Here is a 16,129-nt window from a genome sequence, read left to right as displayed (position 1 = left end):
GCACCGCCGCACCCCCACACCACGAACCGCTGCGCACCCCCGGCGCCCGGCACACGACTCTCCCGGTGGCCGGTCCGCACGTCCAGCGGGCGGTGTCCGGTTTCGGTGGCCGGCGGTAGGTGTTGCCGACGGGCCGGCGCGGGGCGGCCTCCCGTGGCCTTCGGTACGCGCTTTCGAAGGCCGGTCCGCGGGTTCAGCGGGCGGGGAGGGCCGCAGGCGGGTCTAGCCGCCGGTTCGGGCCGGGGTGCGGGCCGCGGAGGCGAGGAGCGCCATCTTGTCGGCGTCGGTGGTGCCGGGGTCCGGGTGCAGGACGAGGAGAGTCAGGCCGTCGGTGCCGCCGACGTCGAGCTTCTCCCGGTTGAGCCGGACCTCGCCGAGCTGCGGGTGGGTGAGGCGCAGCGGGCCGCCCTCGCACGCCCGTACGTCGTGGCGGGCCCACAGGTGGCGGAACCGCGGGCTGGCGTGGGTCAGCTCGGCCACGAGTTCCACGGTCCGGGGGTCGTCCGTGTCGATGCCGGCCGCCTCGCGGAAGACGGCGACCGCGCCCGCGGTGACGTCCTCCCAGTCCGGGTGGAAGGCGCGCTCCTCGGGGTCGAGGAAGAGGTCGCGCAGGCGGTTGGAGCCTTCGGCGAGCCGGGGTGAGAGCGCCGTCGCCAAGGGGTTGGCCGCGACGATGTCGAAGCGGCGGTCCTCCAGGACGGCGGGCAGGTGGAGCGTGGCGACGAGCTGGGCGATACCCGCCGGGACGGTGTGCGCCCGGGGCCGGCGGGTCCGCCGCCCGGACGCGGCGGCGCCGAGGCGCAGCAGGTGGGCGGTGGCGTCGTCGTCGAGCCGCAGGACGCGGGCGAGCGCTTCGAGGACCTGCGCGGAGGGGTTGCGGTCGCGGCCCTGTTCCAGGCGGAGGTAGTAGTCGGCGCTGATACCGGCGAGCATCGCGACCTCCTCCCGGCGCAGTCCCGGCACCCGACGGGTGCCCGCGGCGGGGATGCCGGCCTGCTCCGGGGTGACGAGCTCGCGCCGCGCGCGTACGTACTCGCCCAGCGGGTTCGGTGCATCGGACATCCGTCCACCGTAGTGCGCGCGGGCGCCGGGTGCCTGGTCCTGTCACCCCCAGGATCACCGGGGCTCTGGGCCGGCCGCGCGGCGCCCGGCAGCGTGGGCGGCGGCCGGCGGCCCGTACCGGGCCGGGACCGGCGTACCCCACGAAAGGCAAGAAACGCTATGTCGACTTATCTACTGGTGCACGGCGCGTGGCACGAGGGACGGTGCTGGGAGCGGGTGGTGCCGCTGCTGACGGCCGCCGGTCACCGGGTCCTCGCGCCGTCGCTGACCGGTTACGGCGACAAGGCGCACCTGCTCGGCCCGGAGGTCGGTCTGGACACGCACGTCGAGGACATCGCCGGTCTGATCGCCGAGGAGGACCTGACCGACGTGGTGCTCGTCGGTCACAGCTACGCGGGGCTGGTCGTCACGGCCGTGGCCGAACGGGTCCCGGAGCGGCTCGCCCGGCTGGTGTACCTCGACGCGATGGTGCCCGAGGACGGGGAGACGGCGGCCGACGTGATGCCGGTGACCCGGCGGCTGATCGACGCGGCCCTGCGCTCGGAGAGCGGCTGGCGGGTACCGCCGCTGCCGGAGCTGCCGCCGCCTGCGGGGCTCTTCGGGATCACCGACCCGGCGGACGTGGCCTGGGTGCGCTCGATGCTGTCGGACCATCCGGTGCGCTGCCTCCAGCAGCCGGTCCGGCTGCGCGACCCCCGGGCCCGGACGGTCGCGCGGGCGCACATCCACTGCACGGTGGGCAAGCCGGAGGGGTTCGACCGGCGGCCGGTGCCTGCGGTGCAGGCCGACGGTTCCCCGTCGTGGGTGCGGGAGCTGGCCGCCGGTCACGACTGCATGGTCACCGCGCCCGAGGAACTGACCGGGCTGCTGCTCGAACTGGCCTGAGGGCCGGGGGCGAGCAGCGCGGTGTCGTCGTCCAGGCCGTCGCCGAAGCTGTCCAGCGGACCGGTCAGCGCGGCGATCATCCCTCCGGGGCCGCCGGGCGCGTGCGTCACGGCGTAGGCCCGCAGCGCCTCCTCGCCGTAGAAACCGTCCCGCGCGCGGCCGCTGCGCGCCTCGGTCAGGCCGTCCGTGTACAGCAGCAGGGTGTCGCCGGGGGTGCGCAGGAACTCGGCGGCTCCCCCGGCGCGCGGGATGTCCGGGTCGGTGGCGCAGAAGCTGTTGGCAGTTCCTGGCCCAGCTCGGGCCGGTCGGGGTTGCCCATGACGACCGGGGCCGTCGCGGAGGACCAGCCGAGGTAGTCGGACTCCAGTGACGCCAGCAGTTCGTCGATGTCCTCGACGGTCACGAAGACCGCACATCACCCACCACTGGGGGCGCTGCTGAGGTCGACGACGCAGAAGAGGTTGCCGTCGGGGTCGGCGAGGACCACGAAGTCGGGGTCGGCCGGGTACAGGTCCCAGTCGACGGCGCGGGCACCGAGGCCGATCAGCCGCCGTACCTCGGCCTGTTGCTCCTCGGTGGTGTCGGGGCCCGCCCCGTGGGTCAGTCGTCGGGGCTCCACCCCGGCCGGCGGCGCGGGGGGCCGGCGAGGACCAGGTGTTCGAGGGCGGCGTACCGGTCGCGTTCGCGCTGGGCGGCCCGCCGTCCGGCCAGGAGGGTGCCGAGCCAGCCGCAGGCGAAGCCCGCGGGCACCGACACCAGGGCGGTCGTGGAGAACGGGAACCAGTTGAAGTCGATCTCCGGGAAGGCGGAGGTCGGGGAGCCGGAGACCAGCCGGGTGCCGGACATCAGGACCAGCGTGGTGACCGAGCCGCCGATCAGGGTGGCCAGCAGGCCGGTGCGGCCGAACCGCCGCCAGAACAGCGTGTAGACCAGCGCGGGAGCGATGGCGGAGGCGCCCATGCAGAAGGAGAGGGTCGCCAGCGGCTGGAGGCTGCGGTGCTGGGCGAGGGCGGCCAGCACCACCACCGGCACCCCGACGATCAGCGCCGAGACGCGGGCCAGCGTCATCTCCTTCATCGGCGCGAGGCCCGCTCGGCGGGAGGCGGCGACGTCGTGGGCGAGGGAGTTGGCGCAGGCCAGCGTCATCCCGGCGACGGACGCCAGGAGGGTGAGGAAGATCGCCGTGGTGACCGTGGAGAAGAGCAGGCTCTCGGCGCGGGACACCTCAGGGCCGAACGCGGCGCGGGCCCCCAGCAGGTACGCCGTGCTGCCGCGCGGGTCCGCCGCGGTGATCCCGGCCCGGCCGACGAGAGCCGTGGCGCCGATGCCGATGACGGTGATCACCAGCATGAACAGGGCCACCGACGACACGGCCCAGGACATCGTCCGCCGGACCTGGCGGGGGCTGCCCGCCGTGTACATGCGCATGGTGACGTGCGGCAGACAGGCACCGCCGAGCACGATGGCCACCTGGGTGCTGATCATGTCGGCCGCGGGGTGCGGTCCGTCGGCGAACTGCAGCCCGTAGCGCAGGAACGCCTCACCGGCCCCGCTGCGCCGCGCGGCCGTGTCGACCATCGTCCCGGGGTGCCAGCCGAACGTGTGCATGATGATGAAGGCGACGACCAGTCCGGAGCCCAGCAGGATCACCGTCTTGAGGATCTGGATCAGGGCGGTGCCCTTCATCCCGCCGAGGGCGGCGTAACTGATCATCAGCATCCCCGCGCCGATGACGCACCCGGTCTTCATGGCGCTGTCGGAGAAGCCGAGGATGAAGGCGAGCAGCTGTCCGACGCCCGCCAGTTGCACGATCATCATCGGTACCAGAGACAACACGGTGACCACGCACGCCGTGACGCGCACCGCCCGGCCGGGCATCCGCCGCGCGAGGGCGTCGCCCATGGTGAACCGCCCCGTGTTGTGCAGGGGTTCGGCGAGCAGGAACATCAGCAGGAGCAGGGAGAGGAGGGTGCTGAGGGCCAGGACGACACCGTCGTAGCCGCACAGCGCGATGACCCCGCCGATGGTGAGGACGGTCGCGGCGGAGATGTAGTCACCGGCGACGGCCAGGCCGTTGCGCAGCGGCGACAGCGAACGGTAGCCGGTGTAGAACTCCTCCAGGTCGTCGCGGTCGGGGCCGGTCAGGACGCACAGCAGCAGCGTCACGGTGACGACACTGCAGAACGCGACGAGGGACCAGGACTGCGCGGAGCCGCCGATGTCCGTCATCCGCGCGGCTGTCCGTCGCCGCCGGCCGGACGGCCGTACCTGCCGACCCGGCGGGCCAGCGGGTCCACGTACCGGCTCGCCGCGTACTCGTAGAGGACCACGGCCAGCCAGGTGACCGGGACCTGCACCAGGGCCAGCAGCAGTCCGGTGGGCAGGCCGCCGGCCGCGGGGCGGGCCATGAGGGCGGGGGCCTCGACGGTGAGGGTGAGGAAGACGGCGAAGTAGCCGAGGGCTGCGAGGGTGGCGACCCGCCGCTGCCACCGGCAGGCGCGGCGCAGGACCCGCAGGGCGCGGTGGTACCCGGACCACGAGGCCGGGCGGTGTCCGCCGGCGGCGGGGGGCGGCCCGGCGTGCTGTCGAACCGGGTCCGGCTCCGAGCTGTGGTAGGACATCCCCAGTCTCCTAGCGCGGCGAGGGCCCGACATTGGACCGCACGCTATGCGGGTGCCACGCCGCACGGAGGGTTTTCCATTGAACTTCCCGGCGGGGGTGGAGCGCGCCGCTGACCTCGGATGTTGCCGGTGGGGCGGCTGGGGCGGGAGCGACGTGAGCGACCTGTGCGGCTCGCTCCGCGCGGCGCGCGTCCCCCGTATGTCGTACGGGTGTTCACGCACCCGTCCGCCGGGCGGTGGTGGCCGGTGGACGGCGGAACGGCGTCCGCTACGTCCGCCGCGGTGGCGGGCCGTCCCGCGCCGGGCCCGGGTGTTCCCCGCCCCCGCCGTCCTCAGAGGAGCGCGCGTTCCAGGGCGCCGCGGTGATCGGCGGTCCACTGGTACGCCCTGCGCACGCGGGTGACCGTCCCCGAGTCGCGCAGCCGCCGCATCGCGGGGTCGCCCGCGTCGGCGCCGCTCTGGATGCCGCGCCAGCAGCGGTCCTGCCACCACAGGACCGTGGACACCAGGTCGCGCCGGTCCGTGAGGCCGTAGCCGTCGGCGATCAGCCGGACCCGGCGGGCCGCGTCCGCGGCGTCGGCGGCCGGGCCGAGCCCGGCGTACTGCCAGCAGACGTGGGCGACATCGTGGAGGCGCGGGCCCGGTGCCGCGAGGTCCCAGTCGAGGAAGGCCACCGGCCGGAGCCGGCCCTCGACCGGGCGGTAGACGGTGTTCCTGGGCGACAGGTCGTTGTGGCAGACGACCTCCCGGTCCCCGGCGAGGGGGGTGCCGGCCGTCAGGTCGTGGAACTCGCGCACCAGCCGGGCGGCCGCCGCCAGACTCTCGTCCGAGGTGACGTCGGCGGGCTGCCGCTCCTCCCAGGCGACGTGGCCGTCGAGGTGGCCGAAGATGTCGCGGCCCCGCTCGTCCGTCCCGAGGAGCCGTGGCGCTCCGGGCCAGTCCCGCGTCTGAAGCAGCCGCAGCAGTCCGTGGACGAAGTCGGCGCGGTCCGGGGGCGGGCGGCGGACCGTGTCGCCGACCCGGACGACGGTGTTGACGAAGCCTCCTGGCAAGGGCAGTTCGAGCATCCCCCCACCCTGCCGGATCGCGGCCGTCCGCATCCGGGAAACGGCGGGGAAACGGCGGGGAAGCGGGCTGTGCGCCGTGTCCGCGGCTGCCAGGGTGGCCGCCATGACCACGACCACGACACCGGACGGCCGGCCCGTCCCGCCGACGCACGCCGCCGAGCGTCCTCTGCTGGAGGCGTGGCTCGACTTCCACCGCGCGACGCTCGTCCACAAGTGCGCGGGCCTGGACGACGGCCGGTTGCGGACCGCCTCGGCCCCGCCGTCGCCGATGACGCTGCTGGGCCTCGTCCAGCACCTGGCGGAGGTCGAACGCCACTGGTTCCAGGGCGTCTTCGCGGGCCTGGACGTGCCGCCCGTGTTCGGCGAGGACAACCCCGACGGGTTCCTGCTCCTTCCCGGCCGGGGACTCGACGAGGCGACGGCCGTCTGGCGGGACGAGATCGACAAGGGCCGGGCGCTGATCGCCGGCGCGTCGCTGGACGACCCGCTCGGCGGCGGGCGGACCCCGCTGCGCTGGATCCTGGTCCACCTGATCGAGGAGTACGCCCGGCACAACGGCCACGCCGACCTGATCAGGGAGCGACTCGACGGGGTCACGGGCGTCTGAGGGCGCCCCGTCATCGACATCGTCCGGGCACCTCGGTCGCCGTCCTCCCCGCGGGAACGGGGAGGACGGCGGCCCGAGGGCGGTGGCGGACGGGTGTCAGCCGGACTTGCGGCGGAAGGTACGGTTCTGACCCTTGGGCCCGTTGAGCCCCTTGATCTTCTGGCGTCCTTCCTGATGGGCCTGCTGGGCCCGGCTGGCGCCGGCCTTGCGCCGCAGTGCCTCCTGGAACTTGCGCTTGGCCTCGGACTCCTTGGTCTCCTCGGAACCTTCGGTCTCCTGCGGGGTGACGTCGTCGGTCATGTGGTGCCTCCTTCGTTGCGGGTTCGTACGGGGGTCGGTGGGGGGGTCGGGCGGCCGGGAGGGCGAGGCGGTCGCCGCGCCGGCACACGCGGCACCGGCGGTCCTGAGGAACCGCCGCGAGGGTGGCGGGGCAGGCGGCGAGGAGGACGGCCGGGGCGTGGCCGACGCTCCGCCGGACGGTCCGGTGCGACGGCAGCCGTACGGTGTCCTGCCGTGTGGCGTTCTGCCGTACGGTGTTCTGCCGTTCGGCGTTCTGCGGAAGTTGCCGGCGCCGCCGTCGGTGCGGACCACGAGGCCGCCGCTCTCTCCTGCGGCGGCGGTTACGGCGGCGGCTGCGGCACCGGCTGCCGCACCGGTGTGCTCACCAGTGTATTCGCCGCTGTGTCGACCGCTGTGCTCACCCCTGGCGAGCGTGCGGCCGGCGGAGTCGGGGACGAGCCGTCCGCGGTCCGCCGTCGTGACGGCGCGGGCGGTGGTCTGCGTGGGCATGCGGGTGCTCCGGAACGTCCGCGATCGAGGCGGCCGGGACGGGCCGCGGGGTCGGGTGAACGTCCTGGATGAGCATGTCCGCTCCGCTGGTCGACGACAGTCGCGGGGCAACGCTGACATGGACGGGGTGGCGGCGGCAACGCGTTTTCCGTCCGTCCGGGTCACCCGGGTCAGTCGTCGGGACCGCAGCAGGAGCCGCGCCGGAGCCGGTGGGCGACGTCGAGCCACGTGGAGCGGTCCGGCGGCCGTCGGGTGACGGCGCGGTGGGCGGTGGTCAGGTCGGCCTGACGGTAGAGGGTCCCGGCGCGCAGCACGGCGGAGGTACGGATCAGGTGGGAGAAGTCGGTGAACGGGTCGCCGTCGACGAGATTGAGGTCGGCCGCCTTGCCCCGCTCGACGGTGCCGAGGTCGGCCGCGACTCCGAAGAGGCGGGCCGGGACGGTGGTCGCGGTCTGCAGGGCCCGCGCGGCGGAGAACCCGTGGGCGTGCAGGGCGCGGAGCGCGAGGTGCAGGGACAGGCCGGGCGGGACGAGCGGTGCGTCGGTGCCGAGGGCGAGCGCGGCACCGGCCTCGACGAGCTGCCGGTAGTTGCTCATCTCGACGTCCAGCGCGTGCCGTTCCGCGGCCGTGGCCGGGGTGTCCGCCCGCTCGCGGACGGCGGCGGCGTCCCACGGCGGCATGAGGACGCTGACCCGGGGGTCGTCGGCCAGACCGGGGTCGGCGGCGAGCAGGATCTGCGCGGTGAAGGGAGTGGCGATCATCGCGAAGCGGCCGTCCGCGTACTGCTCGACCAGGTCCTGGTGGATGTGGCCCGCGGGGGTCGTGGCGTGGCCGTACGGCAGGCGCTGGGTGGCCTGCAGATGGGTGGTCAGGTCCTGTCCGGCCGACCGGCCGGGAGCGCACAGGTGGCTGCCGCACGGCACACCCAGCCGGTGGGCCGCTTCGGCGGCCGACGCCATGAAGGAACCGGAGGCCCGTACGTAGGTCTTGACGAAGTCGACGTCGAGCGCCGTGGCCCGGTCCAGGGTCCGGCGCAGCCCGGCGCCGGTGCGATGGGCGCGGCCCGTGCTGTACGCGGTGCGGGCGCCGTCGATGAGTTCGGCGCAGGCCAGCAGACGTGGGCCGGTGCTGTGGCCGCCGGCCAGGGACTCGCGGAGCCGGACCGCCTCGTAGAGGGAGGCGCCGAGGCAGGCGGTGGTGGTGACGCCGTACGCGAGGGCCGTGAGGTGCTGCCGGGCACCGTAGGTGGCGCTGTAGGGGTGGGTGTGGCTGTCGAACAGGCCGGGCAGCACGGTCTGTGCGGAGGCGTCGAGGGTGCGGTGGCCCGGCCGGCGGGTGCGGTGGGGTTCGACGGCGTGGACGCGGCCGTCGCGGACGAGGATGTCGACGTCGTGGCGCGGGGGTGTGCCGGTGCCGTCCCAGAGCTGTCCGGCGTGGACGCGCAGCGGCTCGCGGGAGGCGCCCGGCGCGGGGGACGTGAGGGGTCCGGCCGGACCCGCCGGGCGAACGGTGCTTGCGCCGTCACCGTCCAGGGTGAGCAGCCCCGGCCCGGCGGAAGCCGGGGACGCCACGACTCCCGCCGGTGCGGGGGACGCCACGACCCCCGCCGACACAGAAGGCACCACGGCCCCCGCCGACACAGGAGGCACCGCAGTCCCCGCCGACACAGAAGGCACCGCGGCCCCCGCCGGCACGGGAGGCACCGCGGCTTCCGCCGACGCAGCGGGCGCCGTCGCTTCCGGTGGGGCCGGTGGCCCGGTCGTGACGGTGCGGACGCGGATGTGGCCGTCGGCCACGTACAGCAGCCGGTGGGCGTCCAGCCAGGACGGCGGCGCCGCGGCCAGGTCCTCGTCGTCGGTGACGGCGCGGCCGTCGACCAGCAGGACCGTGCGCGCGGCCGGCTCGGACGGCGAGGTGCCCGTGCCGGACAGGTGCACGCAGGCGACGCGGCCGGCCGGGGAGACGGCCGGGCCCACGAGGCGGCCCGAGGCCACCGTGTGCAGTACCTCGGCGTTGCCCCCGGCGACCGGTACCCGCACCAGGGTCCGGCCGCCGTCCGTCGTACCGTCCGGCAGCCGCCCCGCGCGTACGCAGACCAGCGACCGTCCGTCCGGTGTCCAGACCGGGTCGTGGTCGTCGTGGCCGCCACCGGTCACCCGCCGTGCCCCGGTGCCGTCCCGGCCGACGGTCCACAAGCCGTAGGCGGTGCCGGTCACGTCGTCGCCGCCCCGTTCGGACGAGAAGGCGAGCCGGGTCCCGTCGGGGGACCAGGCCACGCCCCGGTCGTCCCACGGCCCGTCGGTCAGCCGCCGCGGTCCGCCGCCGTCGACGCCCGTCACCCACAGGTGGAAGGCGCCGCCGCGGTAGGCGACCAGCGCCACCGCCGTGCCGTCGGGCGACAGCGCGGGGCGGGTCGCCTCCAGGTCCCACTCGCTCAGCCTGACGGCCGTGCCGCCCTCGCGGGGAACGCGCCAGAGCACGCCCTGTACTTCGGCGACCAGGAAGCCGCACCCCGGGACGCCGGTGACCGAGCCGCCGGTCGCCTCCGTGAAGGTGACGGTGGGTCCGTCGGAACGGCCGCCGTACACACGGGCGTCGGCCGGTCCGGACACCGCCGCCGGCAGGGCGACCGCCGCGCCGGCCGCGCCGAGGAAGCCGCGTCGGCTGACCCCGCCGTCCGTCCTGCGGCGTGCGCCCGCGTCGCGCTCCGGCCGGTTCACGTGGCGGCGCGCCGGATGCGCAGGACGTCCTGGCGGTGGTCGATGCGGTACGTGCCGTCACCGTCCGCGAAGTACCGCCGCGCGTACTCCCGTACGGCGTCCCGGGTGGGCTCCGTGCCGTGGTCCGGGCGGTGGTGGGCGGGGACGCTGAGCAGGAACCCTGCGACGGTGACCGTCTCCTCCAGGTCGGCGCTGCGGTAGAGCGCGGGCACGGACTCCAGCCGCAGATCGCCGAGGTCACCGGCGCCGTCGGCGGCGGTGAGTTCGTCCGCGAGGTCCGCCAGGCCGAAGCGTGCGCCGGTGAAGTGGCGCACCATCCGCATGGACGGGTTGTCCGGGTCCTGCATGAGCACCAGCAGCGTGCCGCCGGGGGCGACCCAGCCGAGGACGCGGCGGACCGTCGCCGCCCACTCGGCGCGGGGGACGTAGTAGAGGACGTGGGAGAGGAGCGCCAGGTCGGCGAGGACGCCGGGGCGAGCCCGCGCCACCGGTTCGGCGACGACCTCCGCGTCGGGGCAGGCACGGGCGATGGCCCGGCGCATGGTTGCGCTCGGTTCGACGCACACCGTGCGCCGGAAGGAGCGGCCGACGTACCGGGAGGTCACGCCGTCACCGGCGCCCACGTCGAGGAAGACACGCCGCGCGGGCAGGTGGCGTACCACGTCGTCGAAGTAGGCGTGGGTGAGGGCCTTCTCGTCGCTGTGGGAGAGGAACAGCGTGAACGCGTCGTAGTAGGCGTCCTCGTCGGTCCGCAGACCGCCCGTCGGAACGGTCCTGTGCGGCTCCATGTCTGGGGTCCCCTTTCGCGGGCCGTGCCACTGACGACTGGCACAGTGACACTGTGGGCCGCGTGGCGGGTGAGCGGCGCGCTGGTCGCGGGGCCCGGACAGAGCGCGTGGAAGCACGGGCCGGTGCGCGCGCACGCCCGGGGGCGCCGTGGCCGGACCGTGCGCTTCGACCGCCCCCCGTCCGGATGACAGCTTCCGGTCCGGTCCGGTGGGGCCGCCACCGGTCGCCCCCTCCCCTCATGTGCGGTTGTCCCGCCCCACCCGCCGCACTACGGTGCCGCCGGGACGGTCCGTCAGTCGCCGAGGGCGTCCTGCACGGTGGGGTAGCAGCGCATGACCCCGGCGATGCCGAGGACGTCGAGCACGCGCAGGATCGTGGGCGAACACGCCGCGAGCCTTATCCAGCCGTCCCGGGAGGCGGCGGCGCGGTGGGCCAGGATCAGGGCGTTGATGCCGGCGGTGTCCATGAACGACACCGAGGCGAGGTCGACCACCGTGAACGGGTCCGGTGTGCCGGTGGGCAGCAGGGCCTGCCGGACCTCGGTACCCACGTCCTGGTCGATGTCACCGCGCAGCGTCACCACGGTCACGCCGTCGGGCGTGAGCGAGCGTACGGCGGAGAACGGTTGCGGAGTCATGGCCCATGTCGTCCTTTCGACACTCGTGGCGGGCGGGCTCATGGCGAGCGGGGCGGCGCCGGCTCGGTATGAATGCAAGGATCGGTCCCGGCGGCTTGGCCTGTCAATAGATACCTGAAGTTTAGTTCCTATGTACTGATGCATGAAACACACGTCATACTTGCTTGTCATGGGTGGAGTACCTGAGCCACACACCGGCTGGACGTTCCTGACGAATCACGCCCGCGTCCTGGCGGTGATCGCCGACGATCCGAGCACGCGCGTGCGGGACATCGCGGCGCACTGCCGGCTGACCGAGCGCGCCGTCCACAAGATCATTTCCGATCTGGAGGAGGACGGCTACCTCTCGCACACGCGGCAGGGACGGTCGAACATCTACCGGGTCGAGCCGGGCGTCCCCCTACGGCACCCCGCCGAGGCCGAGGCCGGTCTGACCGTCGCCGCCATCCTGTCCATACTGGCCAGCCACGACGCGCGGCGCGGCCCCAAGACCTAGGCCGGCCTGGGCCGGCCTAGGGCGCTCCCCCGGCGGCGCTGAACGCGTCGTCGGCGGTCTGCCGCAGGGCCAGCAGCGCCACGTCGTCGGTGCGCGCCCCGCCGGAGCCGGCCTTCGCCAGGAGGTGGTCGATCAGCAGGTCCAGGTCGTCCGCGTCGGCCCGGGAGAGCTGCTGTGCGAGACGGTCGATGGAGTCGTCGAGATCGACGCCGGGCACCTCGATGAGGCCGTCGGTGTAGAGGAGCATCACAAGACCCGGCAGCAGCGGCAGCTCGCTCTGCGGGAAGACGTCGCGGGGGTCGATGCCGAGCAGCGGTCCCGGGACCACGTCGGCGGGCCGGGTCCGGCCGTCGGGCAGCCGTACCAGCGGCGGCGGGTGGCCGGCGCTGGCCAGGGTCGCCCGGCCGCGGGCGAAGTCGAGGTGGACGTAGAGACAGCTGGTGAACAGGTCGGGTTCCAGGTCGGTGAGGAGCCGGTTGGTGCTGGAGAGGACCTCGCCGGGCGGTGTGCCGCGGGTCGCGCCCGCGTGGACGGCGGTGCGAACCTGGCCCATGAGCGCCGCGGCCGCCGCGTTGTGCCCCTGCACGTCGCCGATGACGGCCGCCGCGGACCCGTCGCCGAGCCGGATCAGGTCGTAGAAGTCTCCGCCGATGTCCATGCCCCGGGTGGCGGGCAGGTAGCGGGCGGCGACGCGCAGGCCGTCGACGGCGGGCAGGGTGTGCGGGAGCAGCGCCTGCTGGAGGCTCTGCGCGAGGTCGAGCTTGGTGTCGTAGAGGTGGGCGCGGTCCAGTGCCTGGGCGACGAGGCCGGCGAGGGCGGTCAGGACGGCGCGTTCCTCGGCCGGGAAGTCGTGCGGGTCGGCGTAGGACAGGACGCAGCAGCCGACGGCACGCCCGGAGAGGACCAGCGGGAGGAACGCCCAGGCCCGGTTGTCGGTGATCAGCGGGGCGTCGGGGTAGGCGCGGCGCAGCGAGTCGGGGTCGGGGAAGAAGGCGGGGACGCCGCTGCGCAGGGTGCGGCCGGCCGGGGTCAGGGTGCTGTCCACCGGCAGGCCGTCGAGGCGGTCGACGGTCGCGGGGTCGTAGCCGCGGGACCCGGTGACGCGCAGCCGGCCGGCGTCGGCGGCGGAGAGCAGCATGCCCTGGGCGCCGAAGGCCGGCAGGACCTGGTCGGCGACCAGTTCGATCACGTCCCGTACGCCGACGGCCTCGGCCAGCGCGGCGGCCAGGTGGGTGAGCTGGTAGAGCCGGCCCGCGCGGGCGGGGGCGGCGGGGCGGACGAACCGGTGCGGCGCCGGGGCCGGGGGCGGCTCGCCGCCGCTGGGCACGACGCGGACGCTGATGCCGCTGGTGTCGGGGTAGAGGTGGAAGTCCAGCCAGCGGCCCGGGGGACGGCAGGCGGTGAAGGAGACCGGTTCCCTGCTGAGGACGGCGGCGCGGTAGCGGTCCTCGTACACGGGGTCGTCGAGCCAGCGCAGGGACTGCCACGGCAGGGTGCCGAGGAGCCGGTCCGCGTCGCGGCCCAGCAGTTCGCAGGCGCCGGAGCTGAGGTAGGTGAAGCGTCCCGCCAGGTCCACCGCGCAGCAGCCGCCGGGCAGCCGCTCGGCGAAGTCCGCGGCGGCCTGCGCGGCGGACGTCTCGGCCTCCCGGCGGGCGGGTCCGGCCGGGACGGCCCGGGGTGCCTCGTCGGGCGCCGCGAGCACGCCGTGCCCGGCGGCGCCCTCGATCAGCCGGGCCAGCCGCCGGCAGCTGGAGGTGATGTGGCCGCGTTCCCGCGCGGACATGTGCGGCGGGCGGGAGGACGGCCACATGAGCAGCAGCGCTCCCCAGGTCCGTACGCCGGTGACGGGGGCGGCGGCGAGGGCCATCGGGTAGGGCAGGGCGACGGCGGTACGGGGGTAGGACCGCGCCATCTGTTCGTGGCCGCCGACCCAGACCAGCCGGTCCTCCCGGGCGGCGTCGGCGACCGGGGCGGGGGCGGACAGCGGCACCCTGGCCCACGGTTCGGCGAACTCGGCGGGCGCCCCGTACAGGGCGTCGAGGCGCAGGATCGGGGCGTGCGGGGCGAGCAGGTAGAGGGCGCCCACGGCGGCACCGGTGCGCCGCACGGTCTCCGCGAAGGCGGCGTCCAGCGCGTCGAGGCCGGCCGACGGTCGACGGGTGACGGTCACCGGGCACCTCCAGCGACACCGGGAGAGCGGTTCTTCGGTGGCGCGCGGTCCCGCGCCGTCCGCGCCGGGCCTCTCGGGAACCCGGCGTTCTGTACGACTTCCCCCGCTCGGGGACGCCATCCGCTCGCGGCATCCCCCCGCCGGACGACCGGCGGGCGGATGCCGGCCGTCCCGCCGTCATCGAACCTTCACCTCGCCCGGCCCCCCGGTGGGGGCTTACCCGGCGGACAGGGGGCACACGGAGGGGTGCCGTCGGTTTCGAAGGGGCCCGTGATGATAGTCGTCGCCGTTCTGCTGCTGCCGTTTCTGGGGCTCCTGCTCTTCGGGATGGACCGTCTCGAAACGCGGATGTTCGATCCGCCGTCGCGTCCGTCGACGGCGCGGCACGGGCGGCGGCGCGGGCACCTGCGGCTGATCGGGGGCACGGCGACGGAGCACCGGCACCGCCGCGCCGAGGAACCGACCGTAGAACCGATCGTAGAACCGGCCACGGAACCGGCCGGGGAGCCGGCCGCGCGGGTGGACGAACGGGCGGGCGAGCAGGCGGGCGCTCAGGCGGAAGCCGCCTGAGCGCGGAGCCACGGCCGTCGCGTGTGTGAACGTGTCGTGCAAAGCCACGCCGGGTGTCCTTAACCGCCCCGTCGGGGGTACTCGCGCGCTCACGGAGGCCGGGCGCCACGAGGCGGACCCGGCGAGCGGCGAACGGAACGGGAGATGATCACCGTGGCGACTACACAGCCGCATCCCCCGCGGACGGACCGGCTGGACGGTCACGCCCCGGGGCAGGAGCCGGTGGGCGAGCTGGTGCAGCGTGCCTCGCAGCAGCTGACCGAGCTGGTGCGCGGCGAGCTGAGGCTGGCACAGGCCGAGATGAAGGAGAAGGGGAAGCGGTACGGCAAGGGCGGTGGCCTGTTCGGCGGCGCCGGTCTGGTCGGTTTCCTGATGCTCCAGGCCCTCGTGGCCACCGCGATCGCCGCGCTGGCGGTGCCGCTGCCCGTGTGGGCCGCGGCGCTGATCGTGACCGCGGTGCTCGGGGTGATCGCCGCCGTGATGGCCATGACCGGCAAGAAGCAGGTCGGCAAGGCCGCCCCGCCCGCACCGCAGCAGACCATCGAGAACGTCAAGGCCGACGTGGCCGAGATCAAGGGGAGCGCACACCGATGACCCAGCCGCCGCACGACGAGCCGACCGCGCAGAGCCCTGAGGAACTGCGCGAGCAGGTGGAGCACACTCGCCGGGAACTGGGCGAGACGGTGGAGGCACTGGCGGCCAAGACCGACGTCAAGGCCCGAGCCCAGGAGAAGGCGACGCAGGCACGGGAGCAGGCCGCCTCGATGGCGGGCCAGGCGCGGGAGCAGGCCGCCTCCGTGGCGGGCCAGGCGAAGGCCAAGGCCGCCGAGGTAGCCCAGCAGGTGCAGGAGAAGCTGCCGGAGCCGGTCCGGGACAAGGCCGCCCAGGCGGCGTCGCAGGCGGGCCGGATGTGGCACGAGAAGGCACCGGAGCCGGTGCGGGAGAAGGCCGCCCGGTCGGCGAAGGCGGCCGGCGACAACCGGGCGCTGCTGCTGGCCGGCGCGGGCGCGGGGGTCGTGTTCCTGTGGCTGGCGCTGCGTCGTCGCGATCACTGACCGGTGACCGTTCCGGGTCCGCCCGTCCTCGATCTCACGGGTCGGGGGCGGGCGGTCCGCGTCGTGCGGGGCGTTCCCGGCCCGGCCCCGCGCGGGCGGGGGACGGACCTGGCCCCACGTGCGGAATAATGCCCGTATGCGGATCTCAGCCAGGGCGGACTACGCGGTGCGCGCCGCGCTGCAACTCGTCGCGTCGGGCGATGACGGGCCGGTGAAGGCCGAGGCCATCTCCGATGCCCAGGACATCCCGCACAAGTTCCTGGAGGGCATCCTCAGCGACATGCGGCGCGGCGGGCTGGTGGTCAGTCAGCGCGGCGGCAACGGCGGCTACCGCCTGGCCAAGCCGGCCGCGGCCATCTCCATCGCCGACGTCATCCGCGTCGTGGACGGCCCCCTGGTGTCGGTGCGCGGCGTGCGCCCCCCGGAGCTGTCCTACCGCGGTCCCGCCGAGTCCCTGTTGCCGCTGTGGATCGCGCTGCGCTCCAACGTGCGGGAGATCCTCGACGGCGTGACCCTCGCCGACGTCGCCTCGGCCCGGCTGCCCGACGATGTCGCCGCGCTGACCGACACCCCTGGGGCCTGGACCAACCCCTGAGGCGGTGCCCGATCACCTGAATCTCACTTCATGAGACGCGGCTGACCACTATGTGAACAACCCCTT

Annotated in this window: 17 protein-coding genes and 2 pseudogenes; 7 read left to right on the top strand and 12 right to left on the bottom strand. The window is 74.7% G+C overall.

Annotated features, from left to right (window positions below):
• Positions 1–222 precede the first annotated feature (222 nt).
• Positions 223–1,062: a helix-turn-helix transcriptional regulator gene (locus tag UW392_RS07100; protein WP_320774012.1), complete on the bottom strand. Its 840-nt coding sequence runs from the start codon at positions 1,060–1,062 to the stop codon at positions 223–225.
• Between the two features lie 159 nt (positions 1,063–1,221).
• Here UW392_RS07100 and UW392_RS07095 point away from each other — a divergent pair, with 159 nt between their 5' ends.
• The gene (locus tag UW392_RS07095; protein WP_320774011.1) at positions 1,222–1,947 is read left to right on the top strand and encodes an alpha/beta fold hydrolase; all 726 of its coding nucleotides are present in this window, start codon (positions 1,222–1,224) and stop codon (positions 1,945–1,947) included.
• On the opposite strand, the gene UW392_RS07090 is transcribed toward UW392_RS07095, so the two are convergent.
• The 6 genes and pseudogenes from UW392_RS07090 to UW392_RS07065 all read right to left on the bottom strand — a co-directional run bounded on the left by UW392_RS07090 (position 1,887) and on the right by UW392_RS07065 (position 5,635).
• Positions 1,887–2,126 (bottom strand): hypothetical protein, encoded by a 240-nt coding sequence (locus UW392_RS07090; protein WP_414495708.1) that lies wholly within the window; start codon positions 2,124–2,126, stop codon positions 1,887–1,889. The two genes, UW392_RS07095 and UW392_RS07090, sit on opposite strands and share 61 nt — an antisense overlap.
• Before the next feature lie 39 nt (positions 2,127–2,165).
• A pseudogene (locus UW392_RS07085) lies at positions 2,166–2,347 on the bottom strand (alpha/beta hydrolase); the annotation flags it as partial.
• Between the two features lie 15 nt (positions 2,348–2,362).
• Positions 2,363–2,581: pseudogene (locus UW392_RS07080) on the bottom strand (VOC family protein); the annotation flags it as partial.
• Positions 2,548–4,176, bottom strand: a complete 1,629-nt coding sequence (locus UW392_RS07075) for a cation acetate symporter (protein WP_320774010.1) — start codon at positions 4,174–4,176, stop codon at positions 2,548–2,550. The pseudogene UW392_RS07080 and the gene UW392_RS07075, both read right to left, overlap by 34 nt.
• Positions 4,173–4,568 carry a DUF485 domain-containing protein gene (locus UW392_RS07070; RefSeq protein ID WP_320774009.1) on the bottom strand — a complete coding sequence of 132 codons (396 nt, stop codon included), beginning with the start codon at positions 4,566–4,568 and terminating at the stop codon, positions 4,173–4,175. Before UW392_RS07070 ends, UW392_RS07075 begins: the two co-directional genes overlap by 4 nt.
• Positions 4,569–4,900: 332 nt before the next feature.
• Positions 4,901–5,635 carry a phosphotransferase gene (locus UW392_RS07065; RefSeq protein WP_320774008.1) on the bottom strand — a complete coding sequence of 245 codons (735 nt, stop codon included), beginning with the start codon at positions 5,633–5,635 and terminating at the stop codon, positions 4,901–4,903.
• Between the two features lie 103 nt (positions 5,636–5,738).
• Between UW392_RS07065 and UW392_RS07060 the strand changes: the two genes are divergently transcribed.
• Positions 5,739–6,242 (top strand): DinB family protein, encoded by a 504-nt coding sequence (locus UW392_RS07060; RefSeq protein WP_320774007.1) that lies wholly within the window; start codon positions 5,739–5,741, stop codon positions 6,240–6,242.
• A gap of 96 nt (positions 6,243–6,338) precedes the next feature.
• Here UW392_RS07060 and UW392_RS07055 read toward each other — a convergent pair whose 3' ends face one another.
• From UW392_RS07055 to UW392_RS07040, 4 genes are all read right to left on the bottom strand, one after another.
• Positions 6,339–6,542 carry a DUF5302 domain-containing protein gene (locus tag UW392_RS07055; protein ID WP_320774006.1) on the bottom strand — a complete coding sequence of 68 codons (204 nt, stop codon included), beginning with the start codon at positions 6,540–6,542 and terminating at the stop codon, positions 6,339–6,341.
• Positions 6,543–7,201: 659 nt separating this feature from the next.
• The gene (locus UW392_RS07050; RefSeq protein ID WP_320774005.1) at positions 7,202–9,751 is read right to left on the bottom strand and encodes an amidohydrolase family protein; all 2,550 of its coding nucleotides are present in this window, start codon (positions 9,749–9,751) and stop codon (positions 7,202–7,204) included.
• Positions 9,748–10,539 (bottom strand): class I SAM-dependent methyltransferase, encoded by a 792-nt coding sequence (locus UW392_RS07045; RefSeq protein ID WP_320774004.1) that lies wholly within the window; start codon positions 10,537–10,539, stop codon positions 9,748–9,750. The genes UW392_RS07050 and UW392_RS07045 overlap by 4 nt, the downstream gene beginning before the upstream one ends.
• Positions 10,540–10,832: 293 nt before the next feature.
• A complete protein-coding gene (locus UW392_RS07040; RefSeq protein WP_320774003.1) occupies positions 10,833–11,177 on the bottom strand; it encodes an STAS domain-containing protein in 345 nt (114 codons plus the stop codon).
• Positions 11,178–11,346: 169 nt separating this feature from the next.
• On the opposite strand from UW392_RS07040, the gene UW392_RS07035 reads away from it, so the two are divergent.
• Complete coding sequence (locus UW392_RS07035) at positions 11,347–11,673, top strand: helix-turn-helix transcriptional regulator (RefSeq protein WP_320774002.1); 327 nt, start codon at positions 11,347–11,349, stop codon at positions 11,671–11,673.
• Positions 11,674–11,689: 16 nt separating this feature from the next.
• On the opposite strand, the gene UW392_RS07030 is transcribed toward UW392_RS07035, so the two are convergent.
• Complete coding sequence (locus UW392_RS07030) at positions 11,690–13,843, bottom strand: SpoIIE family protein phosphatase (RefSeq protein WP_320774001.1); 2,154 nt, start codon at positions 13,841–13,843, stop codon at positions 11,690–11,692.
• Positions 13,844–14,113: 270 nt separating this feature from the next.
• Between UW392_RS07030 and UW392_RS07025 the strand changes: the two genes are divergently transcribed.
• The 4 genes from UW392_RS07025 to UW392_RS07010 all read left to right on the top strand — a co-directional run bounded on the left by UW392_RS07025 (position 14,114) and on the right by UW392_RS07010 (position 16,063).
• Complete coding sequence (locus UW392_RS07025) at positions 14,114–14,413, top strand: hypothetical protein (protein WP_320774000.1); 300 nt, start codon at positions 14,114–14,116, stop codon at positions 14,411–14,413.
• Between the two features lie 144 nt (positions 14,414–14,557).
• Positions 14,558–15,007, top strand: coding sequence for a phage holin family protein (locus UW392_RS07020; RefSeq protein ID WP_414495701.1), 450 nt, complete (start codon positions 14,558–14,560; stop codon positions 15,005–15,007).
• A complete protein-coding gene (locus UW392_RS07015; RefSeq protein ID WP_320773999.1) occupies positions 15,004–15,468 on the top strand; it encodes a DUF3618 domain-containing protein in 465 nt (154 codons plus the stop codon). Before UW392_RS07020 ends, UW392_RS07015 begins: the two co-directional genes overlap by 4 nt.
• Positions 15,469–15,604: 136 nt before the next feature.
• The gene (locus UW392_RS07010) at positions 15,605–16,063 is read left to right on the top strand and encodes an Rrf2 family transcriptional regulator (RefSeq protein WP_320773998.1); all 459 of its coding nucleotides are present in this window, start codon (positions 15,605–15,607) and stop codon (positions 16,061–16,063) included.
• Positions 16,064–16,129: the final 66 nt, after the last annotated feature.

This window comes from Streptomyces sp. CRN 30 (assembly GCF_034105845.1).
The sequence above is the reverse complement of the archived record's forward strand: the minus strand, read 5'-3'. Positions and strand labels throughout refer to the sequence as shown.

Bases quoted from the DNA above. Each gene is read 5' to 3' on its own strand.
- UW392_RS07100 (WP_320774012.1), bottom strand. From the start codon at position 1,062: ATGTCCGATGCACCGAACCCGCTGGGCGAGTACGTACGCGCGCGGCGC.
- UW392_RS07095 (WP_320774011.1), top strand. From the start codon at position 1,222: ATGTCGACTTATCTACTGGTGCACGGCGCGTGGCACGAGGGACGGTGC.
- UW392_RS07075 (WP_320774010.1), bottom strand. From the start codon at position 4,176: ATGACGGACATCGGCGGCTCCGCGCAGTCCTGGTCCCTCGTCGCGTTC.
- UW392_RS07070 (WP_320774009.1), bottom strand. From the start codon at position 4,568: ATGTCCTACCACAGCTCGGAGCCGGACCCGGTTCGACAGCACGCCGGG.
- UW392_RS07065 (WP_320774008.1), bottom strand. From the start codon at position 5,635: ATGCTCGAACTGCCCTTGCCAGGAGGCTTCGTCAACACCGTCGTCCGG.
- UW392_RS07060 (WP_320774007.1), top strand. From the start codon at position 5,739: ATGACCACGACCACGACACCGGACGGCCGGCCCGTCCCGCCGACGCAC.
- UW392_RS07055 (WP_320774006.1), bottom strand. From the start codon at position 6,542: ATGACCGACGACGTCACCCCGCAGGAGACCGAAGGTTCCGAGGAGACC.
- UW392_RS07045 (WP_320774004.1), bottom strand. From the start codon at position 10,539: ATGGAGCCGCACAGGACCGTTCCGACGGGCGGTCTGCGGACCGACGAG.
- UW392_RS07040 (WP_320774003.1), bottom strand. From the start codon at position 11,177: ATGACTCCGCAACCGTTCTCCGCCGTACGCTCGCTCACGCCCGACGGC.
- UW392_RS07035 (WP_320774002.1), top strand. From the start codon at position 11,347: ATGGGTGGAGTACCTGAGCCACACACCGGCTGGACGTTCCTGACGAAT.
- UW392_RS07020 (WP_414495701.1), top strand. From the start codon at position 14,558: ATGATCACCGTGGCGACTACACAGCCGCATCCCCCGCGGACGGACCGG.
- UW392_RS07015 (WP_320773999.1), top strand. From the start codon at position 15,004: ATGACCCAGCCGCCGCACGACGAGCCGACCGCGCAGAGCCCTGAGGAA.
- UW392_RS07010 (WP_320773998.1), top strand. From the start codon at position 15,605: ATGCGGATCTCAGCCAGGGCGGACTACGCGGTGCGCGCCGCGCTGCAA.